Origin of the sequence: Ornithinimicrobium pulveris (genome assembly GCF_050261105.1) — a bacterium.
Taxonomy (GTDB): domain Bacteria; phylum Actinomycetota; class Actinomycetes; order Actinomycetales; family Dermatophilaceae; genus Ornithinicoccus.
In genome coordinates this window covers 3,227,425-3,242,619 of sequence record NZ_CP189837.1, presented here as the reverse complement: position 1 = coordinate 3,242,619, position 15,195 = coordinate 3,227,425, and the positions used below count along the sequence as shown (strand labels likewise).

Below are 15,195 nucleotides of genomic sequence, written 5' to 3'. Positions count from 1 at the left end.
CGCTGCGACATACATGGACATCGCCATCATCGGAGGACACGGCAAGGTCGCCCTCGAGCTGCACCCGCTCCTGAGTGGGGCGGGGCACGAGGTCGACGCGATCATCCGCAATCCCGACCACCAGACCGAGATCGCCGAGCTGGGCGCCACCCCAGTCGTGGCCGACGTGGAGCACCTCTCCACCGAGGAGCTGACCGAGCTGCTGCGCGGCCACGACCTCGTCATCTGGTCGGCCGGTGCTGGCGGCGGCTCACCGGAGCGCACCTACGCGGTCGACCGCGACGCGGCGATCCGCTCGATGGATGCAGCACGCGAGGCGGGGGTGAAGCGCTACCTGATGGTCAGCTATCTGGGTGCCGGTCCCGACCACGGGGTGCCCGAGGACGACGCCTTCTTCGCGTATGCCGACGCCAAGGCCAATGCCGACGCGCACCTGCGCGAGAGCGGACTCGCGTGGACGATCATCGCGCCCGGTCACCTGAGCCTGGAGGCCCCGACGGGCCACCTGTTGGTGATCGGCGCTGGCCCGGCCGACGCCGATCGTGACCCCTCGAAGGTGGGGGAGTCGCAGGTCAGCCGGGCCGATGTCGCCAGGGTGATCGCCGCGGTGGTGGAGCGGGAGGACCTGGCCGAGCGGATGATCGAGTTCGTCAACGGCCCGACCCCGATCGATGAGGCGCTCGACGCGGCCGCTCGCTGACGTAGCGCGCTGGTTGCGGCCATACTGCCCCCATGGCGTATGACGCAGCGCTCGCGGAGCGGATCCGGAACCTTCTCGCGGGGGAGGATGGGGTGCGGGAGAAGGCGATGTTCGGCGGGCTGGCCTTCCTGGTCGACGGGCACATGGCGGTCGCGGCGGCGGGTAGCACCGGCGGGATGATGCTGCGAATCGATCCGGGGCGGGGTGAGGAGTTCCTCGGCGAGCACATCGCGCCGATGGAGATGCGCGGCCGGACGATGACCGGGTGGCTGGACGTGCAGCCCGAGGCGATCAGCACCGACGCCGAGCTCGAGGAGTTGGTCGCGATCGGCGTCTCCTACGCTCGATCCCTGCCGCCGAAGTAGGTCGTCGAGCGAACGGTTCCGAGCGGCTGATCGGCGGTCATTGACCGTTGATCAGCTCACGTGCCGCGCTCAGTGATTTTCCGACAAGTGCTGTGGCAAGTTCGGACTGCGGGGTTGCCTGAATGTCCTCGTGGTCATTCTGAGAATGCGAAGTCGCGGTGAAGGAATCGTCCAAATAATCATCCACGATGCGGTACGTTGTCCACGGTCCGGCTCTGGAATAGGCGGACTTTTCGCGGCCGCCGTATGCGGAATATTCCAACAAGCTCGTGAAGACCCTGTCTCCGTTGCTCAGCCATGGGGTTCCCTCTTCAACAAGCCTCACCCCTTCGCCCGTTTCCCATTGAATGATCAGGGTGATGCGGTCCGGGATGCTCAACGCTGAAGGCGTCAGCCGCTCCTCCACGTCCACGTAGAGCGCGATAGGTGTCTCCGGATCATCGGCGGCGCCGACCGCTGGCAGGCGGGTGGACTCAACGACAGACCCAACAATGACGATCTCGTCCTTCAACTGGGTGACGTGATGAGGGACTTCCCCGTGGGCGGATTGGATCTGGATTGTCGGAGGCTCTGACGAAGCGGTCGACGGGCGGGATTGTGCGCTGGTTCCTGGGGCTGCCGAGGGTGGAGAGCTTGGGGGTGGGGACACCGCAGCCAGCTAGAGCGATGGCGGACAGAAAAGAGACGTAAACGCTGGCGCCGTCGCAGGCTTTGTGCTTCGCAATGGAAAGAAAATCACAATCGCCCTCTCCGTCGAGTCTGTCTGTACGGGCGAGGCTACACCCGTCGGCACGGACTCCGGGTGGGAGCATTCAGCGCTTCTTCAGGTCTGCGTCCCGTCAGGTTCCCTGAGCTGGGTCGGGCGGACCGCGATGACCTGCTACATCCTGCAGAACCTCATCGCCTCGCTGATCTTCTACGACGTCGGGCTGGGTGTCGCCGGGCGGATGCCGGAGGCCTGGCACCTGTGGGGGACGCTGGCCATCTACCTCGGGATCAGCGCACTGCTGATCGTCGGCGCCGGCATCTGGCTCAGGTTCTTCTCCCGCGGCCCCTTCGAGCTGGTCATGCACCGGGCCCACGACTGGCTGGTCGCGCACGTCCACCGGCCGCTCGCCGCTCGGCGCGCGGCGCGACCCGCCGCCGATCAGCCGACCGGTTCGGCGTCCTCGAAGGTCGAGGTGTCGATGACGAACCGGAAGAGCACGTCGCCGTCGACCACGCGCTCGTAGGCACCGTCCACATCATCGATCCCGATCCGCTCGATGCGGGCGCCCAGGCCGTGCTCAGCGCAGAAGTCGAGCATCTCCTGGGTCTCGGCGATGCCGCCGATGTTGGAGCCGGTGAGCACCTTGCCGCCCATGATGAGCGAGAACATCTGCACCGGCAGCGGCTCCGGGGGAGCGCCGACGCAGGCGAGCACGCCGTGCGGCTTGAGCAGCCCGAGGTAGTCATCGAGCGGGATGGCGGCGCTGACGGTGTTGAGGATGAGGTCGAACTGCCCGGCGTGAGCGTCGAAGAAGCCCTCCTCGCTGGTCGCGAGCAGCCGCTCGGCACCCAGCTCGCGCGCCATCTCCTCCTTCTTCAGCGATCGGGAGAGCACGGTGACCTCAGCACCCATGGCCGCCGCGAGCTGCACGCCCATGTGACCCAGCCCGCCGAGCCCGACGACCGCGACCTTGTCACCTTCCGTCACACCCCAGCGGGCAAGTGGTGAGTAGCTGGTGATCCCGGCGCACAACAGCGGCGCCGCCTCGTCCAGCTCGAGGCCGTCCGGGATGCGCAGCACGAAGCGCTCGTCCACCGTCACCTTCTGGCTGTAGCCGCCCTGGGTGACCGATCCGTCCACGTCCGTGGCGGCATACGTCCCCACCATGCCCCGCAGGCAGGCCTGCTCCTCGCCTGCCTCGCACTGCTCGCACTCGCCGCAGGAGTTCACCATGCAGCCAACCCCGACGCGGTCGCCGACCTGGAAGCGGGTCACGCCCTCGCCCACGGCGCTGACCACCCCGGCGATCTCGTGCCCGACGGCGAGTGGATAGGTCACCTCGCCCCACTCCTGGCGGATGGTGTGGATGTCGCTGTGGCAGATCCCGGCGGCCTCGATGTCGATCACGACGTCGCTCGCGCGCGGGTCGCGGCGCTCGATCTCGCGCACCTCAAAGGGTGCGTCCGGACCGGTCTTCTGGAGGGCCTTGACGGTGATCGGCATGATGGCCGCCTTTCGTGTGTGTGCAGTGCTCTGGCGTCATCCTCGCGCAGATCCCTCGTAGGTTGGGACCACGGCAACGACGCCCAGTCGCAAAGGAGCCCCCGTGGAGCAGAGTCCCCTCATCGACATCGGCCTGCCGGTCGCGCTGGCGATCATCATGGTGGGCATCGGGCTGAGCCTGACCCGGCAGGACTTCGCCGCCCAGGCCAAGGCCCCATGGGCCAGCATCGTGGGCACGGTGGGCCAGCTGGTCCTCGTGCCGCTCCTGGGCATCGGTGTCGCGCTCCTGCTGAACCTGCCGCCCGCGCTGGCCATCGGTCTGGTCCTTGCCGCCGCCTGCCCCGGTGGGTCAACGTCGAATCTGGTCACCTACCTGGCCCGCGGCAATGTCGCTCTGTCGATCATCCTCACCGTGGTCGCCTCGCTCGCGGTCATTCTCACGCTGCCGCTGTGGATCGACCTCGCGGCCGAGGTCGTGCCCGGCGCGGCCGAGACCAATGTCGAGGTGCCGCTCGCGCAGACCTTTGGCCTGCTGGGTGGTGTGATCCTGGTCCCGGTGCTGATCGGGATGGTGATCAAGGCCAAGGCGCCTCGCCTCGCGGTCCGGCTCGAGCGCTATGTCGGGCTGGTCGGGATCGTGGTGCTGGTCGCGCTCATCGTCGGCATCGTCATGGGGCTGCGAGACCGGATCGGCGAGCTGCTCCTCGCGAGCGGGCCGGCCGTGCTGCTGCTCAACGTGCTAGCGATCCTCCTGGGCGGGGCGCTCGCCTACGTGTGCCGACTGCCTCGTGCCGATCAGATCGCGATCGCCGTCGAGTTCGGGATCAAGAACTCCACGCTCGGCATGCTCATCGCCTTCACCGTGATCCGCAACGACGAGATCGCGCTCCCGTCCGCGGTCTACGGGCTGGTGATGTACCTGACCGCCTTTGCGCTCGTCTGGGGCGGGCGGCGACTGATGGGACCGGCGGCGCAGGACCCGGTGACCTGAGGCTCAAGCGCAGGTCGATTCAGCGACCGCGCTCCAACGCCGTCGTGATCCGGTCCAGGCGTTCGCGGGTCTCACGCAGCTCAGCCAGCAACTGGGCCCGCTCGGCAGCAGCGGGATCGTCCCCAGCCTCATCCTCAGGCCCCTCGACCGGACCCGCGTCGACCCCGTCCATGCCCCGGTCGTGCAGGTTCTGCATGGTGTCCACGATCACCGCGATGAACAGGTTCAGGATGATGAAGGTGCTGGCCAGGATGAAGGCGATGAAGAAGGCCCACGCCCACGGGTGCACCTCCATCACCGGGGTGATCACATTCGGCCAGCCGTCCAGCGTCATGATCTGGAAGAGCGTGACCAGCGACTCGCCGAGCGAGCCGAACCAGTCCGGGAAGGCGGGGCCGAAGAGCTTGGTCGCCATCACCGCGAAGACGTAGAAGATCAGCGACAGCAGCGCCGCGATCGAGGCGATCCCCGGCATCGCCGCCAGCAGGGCCTCGACGATGAAGCGCATCCGGGGGATCGCCGAGACCAGCCGCAGCACCCGCAGCACCCGGAAGGCGCGCAGCACCGACAACGGTCCGGTCGCCGGGACGAGCGCGATCCCGACGATGACGAAGTCGAAGACATTCCAGGCGTTGGTGAAGAAGCGCCAGCCGTGCGCCCAGATCTTGATCGCCAGCTCGATCACGAAGATGGTCAGGAAGATCCGGTCCAACGACGGCAACAGCCCGCCGGTGGCCCGCATCGCGGCCGGCCAGGTCTCCAGCCCCAGCGTCACCGCGTTGGCGACGATCACCGCGATGATGATCGACTGGATCCGCGGCGACTCGATCCAGCGGCCGACCCGACGCCGCACACCGACCTGGGACCCCTCGACCGCCCGTGGGCTCCCGCTCAGCTTCCCGCTCACGGACCGAGATTTTCGGCCACAGGGATGACCGCCGAACCTGAAGGACCATCCGGTCGTCTGATGCGGTGCGGACCCCCGGCATACGAGAGTGGGACCATGACCTCTCCCGCGACCGCCGGGGCGCCCAGCCCGCCCGACAGCCGCCCGACCACCCCTACCCGCAGCCGCAGCCGCCTCGTCTCCCTCGACGTGGTGCGCGGCGTGGCGCTCGCGGGCATCCTGTTCGTGAACATCCCGCCGATGCTGGGGCTGGCGGAGTACTCACCCGGCACCACCGCCGCGAACCCGATCCGGGCAGGCCTCGACCTGCTCGTCCAGCAGCGCTTCTTCCCGATCTTCAGCCTGCTCTTCGGGATCGGGTGCGGGTTGATGTGGACCTCCGCGCAGCGCGCCGCCCGCCCGCGGGTGGTGATGCTCCGTCGCCTGCTGTTCCTGCTGGGTCTGGGGATCCTGCACACGATGCTGCAGCCGGGGGAGGCGCTGCTCATCTACGCGATCGCCGGGCTGGTCTTCGCGCTCCCGCTCACCTGGGCGCGACCCCACGTCCGCTTGTGGATCGGCATCGTCGTCGTCCCGCTGAGCTTCCTGCTCGGCGGCGGGATGATGCTCGCCGCCGCCCTCATCGTGCTGGGTTTCGGGCTGGCCGCCGGCCCGTATGACGTTCCCCACCTGATGGACACCCGTCCCGACCTCGCCCGCCGGGTGGCGTTGATCGCCTGGCCGCTCGGTCTCCTCGGGATCGGTGCGCAGTGGGCGACGCGGGCAACTGACCCTTACGATGACCTCCAGATCATCATCGCCTTCATCGTCTCGGCGGCAGCGGGCTTCGTGCTGGCGGTGGCCTACATCGCGACCGTGCTGATCCTGCTGCACACGAGGCTGCGGGAGGCCCTGATCCGGGCGTTCGCTCCGCTGGGTCGGATGGCCCTGACGAACTACCTCAGCGCGACCCTCATCGTGATGTCGCTCAAGCCGTGGGCAGGCGACCTGTGGCTGGACAGCACGACGCGGGGGTTCGTCATGGTGCTGGTGCTGGCCGTGGTCATCCTGGTCGCGCAGAGCCTCCTGAGCGCCTGGTGGCTGCGGCTGCGCGGACAGGGCCCGCTGGAGTGGCTGTGGCGCGAGGTCACCTGGTGGGGCGGGCGCTGAGCCGACGCCCGCTGATCCGACCGCTGCGCGCATCCCGGTCGCGCCGGCCCAACCAGAGGGCGAGAGCGATGCCGGCCAGCGCGCCGAACAGGTGACCCTGCCAGGAGACCCCGGCGCGCAGCGGCAGCACGCCCCAGAGCAGGCTGCCGTAGAAGGTCAGCACGAGCACGCCGACCAGGGCCGGACCCCATCGGCGGGCGGCGAACCCGTAGACGGCCAGGAAGGCCGCGAAGCCGTAGACCACCCCGCTGGCGCCGATCACGACGGTGTTGCTCCCGCCGAAGAGCCAGACCCCCAGCCCGGACAACAGGATCGTCCCGATGGTGACGGTCCACAGGTGCCGGGTGGTCCAGGCCAGGAGAGCACCGAGCACGAGCAGGCCGGAGGTGTTGGCGATGAGGTGGCCGAAACCCAGGTGCAGGAACGGGCTGAGCACGATCCCGGACAGCCCCTCGAGCTCCCGGGGCCGGATGCCCCAGGCGTCCATCCGCATCGGGAGCAGGGTGTCGACGATCTCGCTGACCCACATCAGCGCGATCAGGATGAGGACGGGCACGACCCGCTGCAACCAGGTGCTCATGACCCTGGCAACTCTAGTGTTCCCTGCCCCACCTCCAGGCTGCTGCCCTGGCCGGAGCCACCCCGGAGCGGGTCGTCCACCAGCACCACCAGCGAGAGCTCGTGTCCGGCCGGGATCACGGTGTCCACCCGCATCAGCTCCACGGTGATCTCGACCCAGCCATCACCCGGGTCCTGGTAGGCGACCGCTGTGGAGTCGCGGCCGATCCCGTGCGAGCCCAGGGCGATCAGGTCCAGGTCACCGTCAACACGTGCCAGCCCGTCGCCCGGGTAGCAGCCGGTGTCCTGCTGGCTTCGCCCGCCCCAGCAGACCGGCTCGGCGCGCCTCACGTCATGACCGATCCCCGACTCCCCGGGGTCGGTGTAGGACCCTGGACCACGCGCCACGAGAGCCAGCGTGATCCCGTGCGGCTCCCCGCTCTGTCGCACCCGCAGGGTCACCTCCGGAACACCCTCGATGACCAGGTCCTCCTCGAGCGGCCCGGTGTCGAAGGAGTGGTGCCAGGCCGAGGAGCCCGACGCCACCCGGGAGCGGAACCAGCCCTCCTGCTCCACCTCGAGGTTGTCCTCCTCGGACAGGCTCGCCCAGTCGTCCCAGGACTCCACGGTCGCGAACGCCCTGGTGTCGGAACCGGTCGTGGAGCCTGGGCTCAGACCGTCCGGCCCCACGGCATACAGGGTCCTCGTGGTGACCTCGGGGAGTGCGTCGACGCCGCGCCAGGTCAGGTCGGGGCTCTGCAGCTGGACCGGCTCGGTCGTCGGCCCGGGTCCGCCGCGGAGGTGCTGGTCGAGGAAGGCGTCGACCTCGGCCACCCACTCCCGCGGGCGGACGTCGAACGGATCCGTGTGGCCGCCCTGGTGCAGCCAGAGCCGCCGGTCGATGCCACGCTCGCCGAGCGCGTCCCAGAGTTCGAGGACCATCGGTGAGCGGGTGTTGACGTCGCGCAGGCCGTGTCCGAAGAGCGAGGCCGCGCGGTAGCCATCGAGCTGCTGGAGCACATCGAGGGAGCGCGTCAGCTCGGTCGGGCTGGTGCCGTCACCGAAGTCCTGTGTCCATTCTTGGGCGAAGGTCTCGCACCCCGATCGCTCCACCCACAGTGGGAAGGGTTCGACCAGGATGCCGCCGGGTTGGGTGTACTCCGCGTAGGAGGTCAGGCCCCCGATCGCGACCACCGCGTCCAGTGCCTCGTGGCCAGTGGCTGCGGCCATCAGCGCGTGCAGGGCGTCGGCGGACTTGCCGACCATCGCCACCGACCCGTTGGACCAGTCCGCCCCGGCGAAGTAGTCGAGCGCCGCCACCGCGCTCGCCTGGCTGGACAGTCCGTAGTTGTCCCAGCAGCCGTCCGAGTCGCCGCTGCCCGAGCTGTCCATGATGGCGTAGGCATAGCCCTGCGGCACGAACCAGTTGTCGTACCACAGCGGGAACATGGTCACCGTCCCGTCCGAGGACCGCTCCCGTGGCTCACCGAGCAACCCGCGTCCCACATTGTCCCAGTAGGGCGACTGCTGCAGGATCACCGGCACCTCGGTCGCGTCACGCGGACGGATGATGTCGATGGGGAAGGCGTCCGGCTCGCCGTCGCCGTCGTCGTCGCGCGCCGAGAACACGGTCACCCGCTCCCGGACGGCATCCTCATATCCGTATGCCGCATCCTCGGGAAGAATCCGCAGCTCGCCAGCGTCGTCAGTCGGGTTCTCAGTCTGTGGTGCGGTCTGCGTGGCCGGGTCGGCGTCTGGCGGGGGAGCGGTCGGTGAGCAGGCGGAGGCAAGGACAGCGACCAACGTCACTGCTGCCAGCCCCCTGCCCTGCACGGCCCGCCCCTCAGGACCCGGCGACGACGTCGTCGGTCTCCACCGACTCCATCCCGAAGGCCTCTCCGACGGCGCGGTAGGTCAGCTGCCCCGCGTGCGTGTTCAGACCCTTGGCCAGCGCCGGGTCCGCGCGCAGCGCGTCGGCCCACCCGCGCTCGGCGAGCTGAACGGCATACGGGAGCGTGGCGTTGGTCAGCGCCCAGGTGGAGGTGTGCGGGACCGCGCCGGGCATGTTGGCGACGCAGTAGTAGACCGAGTCGTGCACCTCGAAGGTCGGGTCCGCGTGGGTGGTCGGGCGGGAACCCTCGAAGCAACCGCCCTGGTCGATGGCGACGTCGACCAGGACCGAGCCCGGCTTCATCGAGGCGACCATGTCGTCGGTCACCAGCTTGGGTGCCTTGGCGCCCGGGATGAGGACGGTGCCGATCACCATGTCCATCTGCGGGACCAACTCGCTGATCGTGAGGTTGTTGGAGGCCAGCTGGCGCACCTGGTTGTTGAACCGCCAGAAGAGCGTCCGCAGCTTTTCCAGGTCGGTGTCCAGGATGGTGACATCGGCCCCCATGCCCATGGCGATGTTGGCGGCGTTCTGGCCCGCGACGCCGCCGCCCAGGACCAGGACCTTGGCGTTGGCCACGCCGCCGATGCCGCCCATCAGGACCCCGCGACCGCCGGACGGCTTCATCAGGGTGTGCGCGCCCACCTGCGGCGCGAGGCAGCCAGCGACCTCCGACATCGGGTAGAGCAGGGGCAGCGAGCCGCTCGGCAGCTGCACCGTCTCGTAGGCGATCGCGGTCGTGCCCGCCTCGACGAGGCGGCGGGTGAGCGGCTCGTCGGCCGCCAGGTGGAGATAGGTGAACAGGGTCAGGTCGTCGCGGAGGAAGCCGTATTCCTGCTCGATCGGCTCCTTGACCTTGAGCACCATCTCGCCGGCTGCCCAGGTGTCCTCGGCTCCGTCGACCATCGTCGCGCCCTGCGCCTCGTAGTCCTCATCGGGGATCGAACTACCCTCCCCAGCCCCCTGCTGCACGAAGACCTCGTGCCCCCTGCGGACCAGTTCGTTGACCCCCACCGGGGTGATCGCCACCCGGAACTCGTTGTTCTTGACCTCGCTCGGCACTGAGACTCTCATGGCCTCAGTCTGGGGGCTGGGGAACCTCCACGTCGACCCCGAAGCGGGTCAGGTCTCGGTCGAAGGACACGATGGGACAGTGGTGATGGAGGGCCAGCGCGGCCAGGTGAGCATCGGGGACGAGGTTGCCAGCCGTGCCCACGTCACTCAGCAGGCGAGCCACCCTGGCGTGGTGTCCCAAGGGGGACGGCGGATCGACGACGTGTGGCGGGTGCAGCCAGGCCTCGACCAGGTCGGTCGCCTGCTTCACAGTGAGCGGGTTCTCCAGCAGGTGGGGGCGGGTGGTGATCCGCAGAAAGGCCAGCCAGGAGTGCGTCGGGATGCCCACGGATTCGGGGCCGGCCAGCGCGCGAGTCAGCCAGGAGCGTGCCGCTTCATGCTGTCGGGCTGAGGTGTTGACGGCATAGATCAGCACGTTCGCGTCGACAATCCTCACCGTCCGACCTCGAGCTCCCTGGCGATCTCTTCGTCCTCGAGGTCGGCGGCGACGCGCAAGGCATGAGTGAGGTCGATGCTGGGCCTGCCGAGGTCGTACACCGGAAACTGAACCGCGATCGGCGGTCCGTGCACGACGTCGAAGCCACGCCGAAGGGTGTCGTTCAGGGCTGCCTTGAATGACAGCCCTTGTTCACGCATGAGGCGATGGAGCTGGGCTTCCACATCACTGTCGAGGGTCACTGTCGTTCGGGCCATGCCCCACGTTAGCATCATGATGATCAAGATTGGGAGCATCACCACATCATTCGTGGTTGGCGAGTGCATGACAGACTCGCGGGCATGCCCGCCCTGCTTTGGTTGCGCCGCGATCTGCGCCGTGCCGATCATCCGGCTCTGCTCGCTGCGCTGGACGCCGCGGATGGCGCGCTCGCGGTGCTCTTCGTGGTCGATCCGCACCTCTGGGAGCGCGGTGGGCCGGTGCGCCGGGCCTGGGTCGCGGCCTCGCTGCAGGCGGTGCAGGCGTCCTATGGCGGTCGGATCGCGGTGCGGTACGGGCGTCCAGATGAGGTCGTTCCTGCCGTCGCCGAGGAGGTCCGCGCGGGGTCGGTGCACGTCACCCGGGAGGTGACCGGGGCCGGTATGCGGCGCGACGAGCGCGTGCGGGAGGCGCTGGCCACGCAGGGCGTTGAGTGGGTCGAGACAGGGACCCCGTATGCCGTGGGGCCGGGTCTGGTCCGCAACGGGAGCGGGGATCCGTACAAGGTGTTCACCCCCTTCCACCGGGCCTGGCAGCAGCACGGCTGGCCCGCCCCTGCCGAGGACCCGGCTGAGCTCTCGCTCCTCGACGTCGAGTCCGACGACGAGGCGCTGGAGCTGCTCGACGAGGCGCTCGCGGTCGAGGACCTGCCCGAACTGCCGGCGGCCGGCGAGGCCGCCGCCCTGGCGAGGTGGGCGGACTTCTGCGACGAGGCCCTGGCCGACTACACCCAGGACCGCGATCGACCGGACCATGACGGGACGAGCCGACTGTCGGCATACCTGAAGATCGGGGCGGTGCACCCACGCACCCTGCTCGCCGACCTGGCGCCGAAGCGGTCGACGGGATCGGCGACCTTCGCCAAGGAGCTGGCGTGGCGGGAGTTCTACGCCGACGTGCTCTTCCACCAGCCCTGGAGCGCGTGGCGGGACCTGCGGGATGCGCTCGAGGGGCTGCGCTACGACGAGCCGGAGGACGCGATCGAGGCGTGGAAGCGGGGGGAGACGGGCTATCCGATCGTGGACGCCGGGATGCGGCAGCTGCTCGCGACCGGGTGGATGCACAACCGGGTGCGGATGATCACGGCGAGCTTCCTGACCAAGGACCTGCACGTGTGGTGGCCGGTCGGTGCGCGGTGGTTCCTGGACAGGCTGGTCGACGGCGATATCGCCTCCAACAACCACGGCTGGCAGTGGGTGGCCGGGACGGGCACCGACGCAGCGCCCTACTTCCGCGTCTTCAACCCGGTGCTGCAGGGGGAGAAGTTCGACCCGGCCGGTGACTACGTCCGCCGCTGGATCCCCGAGCTGCGGCATGTCGAGGGCAAGGCGGTGCACCAGCCGTGGGAGGTCGAGGACGGGTATGCCGAGGGCTATCCGAGGCGGCTCGTCGATCACTCCGAGGAGCGCAAGGACACGCTGGCGAGATATGAGGCGGTCAAGAAGGGGTGAGCGAGACCGGTGAGCGCCACCTGACCAGTTGGCGACCTGCTGCCTGATGGTCGGCCTTACCGCTGGCCACGGCGATGACTAGGTCGTACGCGGCGTCGTCGGGGGCCTGAAGATCGATGCCGTTGAGGCCGTAGAACACGACGACCGCCAGCCATCCCAGTCGCTTGTTGCCATCCACGAGAGGGTGGTTGACCACGATGGACTCCAGGAGCGCGCCGGCCTGGGTGTCGATGTCGGGATAGGCGTCACGACCGAGCACGTTGGCGCCGGGGCGGTGGGCCGCGGAGTCCAAGAGGCCAAGGTCCTGGACCGGGCCCACGCCCAGGTCGGCCGCCAGCGCAAGCAGATCCTCGGTCGTCAGGTACTCCACGGATCAGCGTCCGAGACGCTCAAGCAGATCGGCGTACCGCTCCCGCCCACGAGCGGACAGCTCGCGCACACGCTCCTCGTGTCCGCGCCGCGCGGCCGCCTCTCGGATCGCCCGCACCGTCGCCTCCTGCTTGCTCACACCCTCAGCCTCCGCCAGGGCGGCCAAGGCACGCTCGTCCGCCGGAGACAGTCGCAGAGTCATCGCCATGCAGCCATGGTATCACTGTGGTATCACAGTCGCGGTTGAGGCTGGCTGCGGGATGACTGGGGGCACACCCGTGCGCGGGTCAGCCCCGAGGTCACGCTGCCGACGGCGCAAGCTGCGCGTCAGCCAGGTATGCCCCTCGCGCTCTCCCTCGAGGAAGAAGCCCGCGTAGACCAGAGAGTCCCGAACAATCCGGATCTGACCGTGGGCGCCGCCAGGCCCTCGACCGGGCGCGCAGAAAGGTGATCTCGTGGTGCTCCATACCTCGCGCCTCCTCCGTGCTGTCACGTTGCGCAGGGCTCGCAACCACCATAGGAAGGGGGACCGGCAGAGATTAAGAAAGGTCTTGCGCCTCAGAACATCCCGTTGTCGTTGGCCGAGGTGTCGGGGATGACCTGGAGCACGTCCCAGTGCTCGACGATCTTGCCGTCCTCGTCCAACCGGAAGATGTCGATGCCGGCGTAGTCGTCGGAGCCGGGCCAGGTCTGGCGGCAGTGCAGGATGACGTGGTCGCCCTCGGCGAAGGCCCTCACGAACTCCACGTGCTTGCCGGGGTAGTCCCGTGCCATCCGCTCGAAGTAGTCCACGAACGCGGCCTTGCCGTCGGCGACGTGCGGGTTGTGCTGGCGGTAGTCCGCACCGGCGTAGCGGTCGATCGCCTCCTGCGGGCGGCACTGGTTGAACATCAGGTCGTAGAACGCCTTCACGTTCGCCTTGTTCTGCTCCAGGTCGTGCCTCATCCAGGCCTCCACAGTGCTCACACCCGCAACGCTAGCGCCGCCGCGAGCAAGGCCCCCAGCAGCGAGATCTCCACGACCGCGCCGAAGACGTCACCGGTGACCCCGCCCAGGGTCTGCCGGGCCCAGAGCGCAACGATCAGCGCGCCCACACCGCCACCGACCAGCACCACCGCGAGCGGTGTCCACACCAGCGCCCCGACCATCACCAGCACCACGGCCACGATCACGGCGACCACCACCCCTGCGGGCTGCAGGCCGCCGGTGAGCACCCCGCCCGTCCCGGATGGCCGTGCTGACGGCAGCCACAGGGCCACGGGCAGGATCGCGGCGCGGGACACGGCATACCCACCGGCGAGCACCACCACCGCGGACGCCCACGGCAGCGCGACCACCAGCGCCTGCACCAGCGCCACCAGCAGGAGGAGGTCGAGGACGACCGCAGCGACGCCATACACCCCGACCGAGCTGTCCTTCATGATCCGCAGCCGCGCCTCGCGATCCCGGCCGCCGCAGCTGTCAGCGCAGTCGGCCAGCCCATCCAGGTGGAGCGCGCCAGTGAGGAGCACCCCCGCCGCGACCGCGAGCGCCGAGGCCACGAGCGGCGGCAGCACCAGCGAACCGGCGACGGCCACGCCGCCGACCACCAGGCCCACCAGCGCCCCCACCACCGGGAAGGCCCAGGCCGCCCGCGCGAGATCGAAGCGCTCCCGGACCGGCACCGGCACCCGGGTCAGGAAGGCCACGGCGTCGAGCAGGCTCATACCGGGGGCGTGTCCTCCGCCAGCCCCAGGTCGGCGAAGCTGCCCATGTCGCGCAGCACCGCTACTGCCGAGCGGACGATCGGCACGGCCAGCGAGGCCGCGCTGCCCTCACCCAGCCGCATCCCCAGTTGCAGGATCGGGTCCAGCCCAAGGGCCTCGAGCTGCACGCTGTGACCGGGCTCGGTCGAGCGGGTGGCAGCGATCATGGAGTCCACCACCCGTGGCGCCAACCGCCAGGCGACCACGGCCGCGGCCGTGCTGATGAAGCCGTCCAGCAGCACCGGCACCCGCCGGGCCGCGCAGCCCAGCGCCACCCCGGCCAGTGCCGCGATCTCCAGTCCGCCCATCCCGGCCAGCACCGCCCACGGCTCGTCCGCCCGCGCCCCCGGGTTCTCCTTCTCGTGGCGCCGCAGGATCGCGTCGACCGCCCGCACCTTGGCCGCGAGGACCTCCCCGGACACCCCCGTGCCCGGCCCGGTCACTCGCGCGGGGTCGCGGTCGAGCAGCGCCGCGGTCAGGGCGGCGGCGGTCGTGGTGTTGCCGATCCCCATCTCGCCCAGCCCGATCAGGTCGGCGCCCTCGTCGATGAGCAGGTTCGCGAGCCCGACCCCGTGCGCGACCGCCTGCTCGGCCTCGGCGAGCGTCATCGCCGGCCCGGTCATGCTGTCGGCCGTGCCCGCTCGCACGCGTCGGTCCAGCACCGGGTTGCCGTCCGCTGGAAGGTTCGGGGGGCTGAGCACGCCGAGGTCAGCGACCAGCAGCCGCACCCCGGCCTCGCGGGCGAGCACGCCCACGGCAGCGGTGCCGGCCGCGAAACTCTGCAGCATCAGGCCGGTGACCTCCTGCGGATAGGCGCTCACCCCGCTGGCCGCCACCCCGTGGTCGGCCGCGCAGACCACGACCGCCGGATGGTCGGCGTGCGGCTGGGGCGTGCCCTGGATGCCGGCGACGCGGGCGGCGATGCTCTCCAGCTCGCCGAGGCTGCGCAGCGGCTTCACCTTGCCGTCCATCGCGCCGGCCGCCGCGGCCGAGGCGTCGGCGTCGAAGCCTCCGATCGCGGCGATGGTGGCCTCGACCACCTCGCGGGGGGTCTGCTGCTGGTCGGGCGTGTGCTGATCGGTCATCTCG

19 protein-coding genes are annotated in these 15,195 nt (G+C 69.5%); 6 read left to right on the top strand and 13 right to left on the bottom strand.

Going from position 1 to position 15,195, the window contains the following annotated elements; genetic code table 11:
- Positions 1–13: 13 nt before the first annotated feature.
- Positions 14–700, top strand: a complete 687-nt coding sequence (locus tag ACQBAT_RS15160) for an SDR family oxidoreductase (RefSeq protein WP_420748577.1) — start codon at positions 14–16, stop codon at positions 698–700.
- A gap of 32 nt (positions 701–732) precedes the next feature.
- Complete coding sequence (locus tag ACQBAT_RS15155) at positions 733–1,065, top strand: TfoX/Sxy family protein (protein ID WP_420748576.1); 333 nt, start codon at positions 733–735, stop codon at positions 1,063–1,065.
- Between the two features lie 37 nt (positions 1,066–1,102).
- On the opposite strand, the gene ACQBAT_RS15150 is transcribed toward ACQBAT_RS15155, so the two are convergent.
- On the bottom strand, positions 1,103–1,576 hold the full coding sequence (locus ACQBAT_RS15150) for a hypothetical protein (protein ID WP_420748575.1): 474 nt from the start codon (positions 1,574–1,576) through the stop codon (positions 1,103–1,105).
- A gap of 361 nt (positions 1,577–1,937) precedes the next feature.
- On the opposite strand from ACQBAT_RS15150, the gene ACQBAT_RS15145 reads away from it, so the two are divergent.
- Complete coding sequence (locus ACQBAT_RS15145) at positions 1,938–2,297, top strand: DUF418 domain-containing protein (RefSeq protein ID WP_427197715.1); 360 nt, start codon at positions 1,938–1,940, stop codon at positions 2,295–2,297.
- Here ACQBAT_RS15145 and ACQBAT_RS15140 read toward each other — a convergent pair.
- Entirely contained in the window at positions 2,213–3,277 is a 1,065-nt protein-coding gene (locus ACQBAT_RS15140; protein WP_420748573.1) for an NAD(P)-dependent alcohol dehydrogenase, read from the bottom strand. The two genes, ACQBAT_RS15145 and ACQBAT_RS15140, sit on opposite strands and share 85 nt — an antisense overlap.
- 103 nt (positions 3,278–3,380) lie before the next feature.
- On the opposite strand from ACQBAT_RS15140, the gene ACQBAT_RS15135 reads away from it, so the two are divergent.
- Positions 3,381–4,268 (top strand): bile acid:sodium symporter family protein, encoded by an 888-nt coding sequence (locus tag ACQBAT_RS15135; RefSeq protein WP_420748572.1) that lies wholly within the window; start codon positions 3,381–3,383, stop codon positions 4,266–4,268.
- A gap of 19 nt (positions 4,269–4,287) precedes the next feature.
- On the opposite strand, the gene ACQBAT_RS15130 is transcribed toward ACQBAT_RS15135, so the two are convergent.
- A complete protein-coding gene (locus tag ACQBAT_RS15130) occupies positions 4,288–5,175 on the bottom strand; it encodes an ion transporter (protein WP_420748571.1) in 888 nt (295 codons plus the stop codon).
- A gap of 96 nt (positions 5,176–5,271) precedes the next feature.
- On the opposite strand from ACQBAT_RS15130, the gene ACQBAT_RS15125 reads away from it, so the two are divergent.
- Positions 5,272–6,324 carry a DUF418 domain-containing protein gene (locus ACQBAT_RS15125; RefSeq protein WP_420748570.1) on the top strand — a complete coding sequence of 351 codons (1,053 nt, stop codon included), beginning with the start codon at positions 5,272–5,274 and terminating at the stop codon, positions 6,322–6,324.
- Here ACQBAT_RS15125 and ACQBAT_RS15120 read toward each other — a convergent pair.
- Genes ACQBAT_RS15120 through ACQBAT_RS15100 form a run of 5 tightly spaced genes read right to left on the bottom strand, consistent with a single transcriptional unit; the run spans position 6,302 to position 10,672 of the window.
- A complete protein-coding gene (locus tag ACQBAT_RS15120) occupies positions 6,302–6,904 on the bottom strand; it encodes a rhomboid family intramembrane serine protease (RefSeq protein WP_420748569.1) in 603 nt (200 codons plus the stop codon). The two genes, ACQBAT_RS15125 and ACQBAT_RS15120, sit on opposite strands and share 23 nt — an antisense overlap.
- Positions 6,901–8,691: a CocE/NonD family hydrolase gene (locus tag ACQBAT_RS15115; protein ID WP_420748568.1), complete on the bottom strand. Its 1,791-nt coding sequence runs from the start codon at positions 8,689–8,691 to the stop codon at positions 6,901–6,903. The genes ACQBAT_RS15120 and ACQBAT_RS15115 overlap by 4 nt, the downstream gene beginning before the upstream one ends.
- A gap of 34 nt (positions 8,692–8,725) precedes the next feature.
- Positions 8,726–9,847, bottom strand: coding sequence for an alanine dehydrogenase (gene ald / locus ACQBAT_RS15110; protein WP_420748567.1), 1,122 nt, complete (start codon positions 9,845–9,847; stop codon positions 8,726–8,728).
- Between the two features lie 4 nt (positions 9,848–9,851).
- A complete protein-coding gene (locus ACQBAT_RS15105; RefSeq protein WP_420748566.1) occupies positions 9,852–10,283 on the bottom strand; it encodes a TA system VapC family ribonuclease toxin in 432 nt (143 codons plus the stop codon).
- A complete protein-coding gene (locus ACQBAT_RS15100; RefSeq protein ID WP_420748565.1) occupies positions 10,280–10,672 on the bottom strand; it encodes a hypothetical protein in 393 nt (130 codons plus the stop codon). Before ACQBAT_RS15100 ends, ACQBAT_RS15105 begins: the two co-directional genes overlap by 4 nt.
- Here ACQBAT_RS15100 and ACQBAT_RS15095 point away from each other — a divergent pair.
- Complete coding sequence (locus ACQBAT_RS15095) at positions 10,625–11,992, top strand: cryptochrome/photolyase family protein (protein ID WP_420748564.1); 1,368 nt, start codon at positions 10,625–10,627, stop codon at positions 11,990–11,992. The genes ACQBAT_RS15100 and ACQBAT_RS15095 overlap by 48 nt on opposite strands.
- Here the strand turns inward: ACQBAT_RS15095 and ACQBAT_RS15090 are convergent.
- The 5 genes from ACQBAT_RS15090 to cobT all read right to left on the bottom strand — a co-directional run bounded on the left by ACQBAT_RS15090 (position 11,979) and on the right by cobT (position 15,191).
- A complete protein-coding gene (locus ACQBAT_RS15090; protein ID WP_420748563.1) occupies positions 11,979–12,362 on the bottom strand; it encodes a type II toxin-antitoxin system death-on-curing family toxin in 384 nt (127 codons plus the stop codon). The two genes, ACQBAT_RS15095 and ACQBAT_RS15090, sit on opposite strands and share 14 nt — an antisense overlap.
- A 3-nt stretch (positions 12,363–12,365) precedes the next feature.
- The gene (locus ACQBAT_RS15085; RefSeq protein WP_420748562.1) at positions 12,366–12,569 is read right to left on the bottom strand and encodes a CopG family transcriptional regulator; all 204 of its coding nucleotides are present in this window, start codon (positions 12,567–12,569) and stop codon (positions 12,366–12,368) included.
- Between the two features lie 350 nt (positions 12,570–12,919).
- On the bottom strand, positions 12,920–13,327 hold the full coding sequence (locus ACQBAT_RS15080) for a nuclear transport factor 2 family protein (RefSeq protein WP_420748561.1): 408 nt from the start codon (positions 13,325–13,327) through the stop codon (positions 12,920–12,922).
- Positions 13,324–14,067: an adenosylcobinamide-GDP ribazoletransferase gene (gene cobS / locus ACQBAT_RS15075; RefSeq protein ID WP_420748560.1), complete on the bottom strand. Its 744-nt coding sequence runs from the start codon at positions 14,065–14,067 to the stop codon at positions 13,324–13,326. Before cobS ends, ACQBAT_RS15080 begins: the two co-directional genes overlap by 4 nt.
- Positions 14,064–15,191, bottom strand: a complete 1,128-nt coding sequence (gene cobT / locus ACQBAT_RS15070) for a nicotinate-nucleotide--dimethylbenzimidazole phosphoribosyltransferase (RefSeq protein WP_420748559.1) — start codon at positions 15,189–15,191, stop codon at positions 14,064–14,066. The genes cobS and cobT overlap by 4 nt, the downstream gene beginning before the upstream one ends.
- Positions 15,192–15,195: the final 4 nt, after the last annotated feature.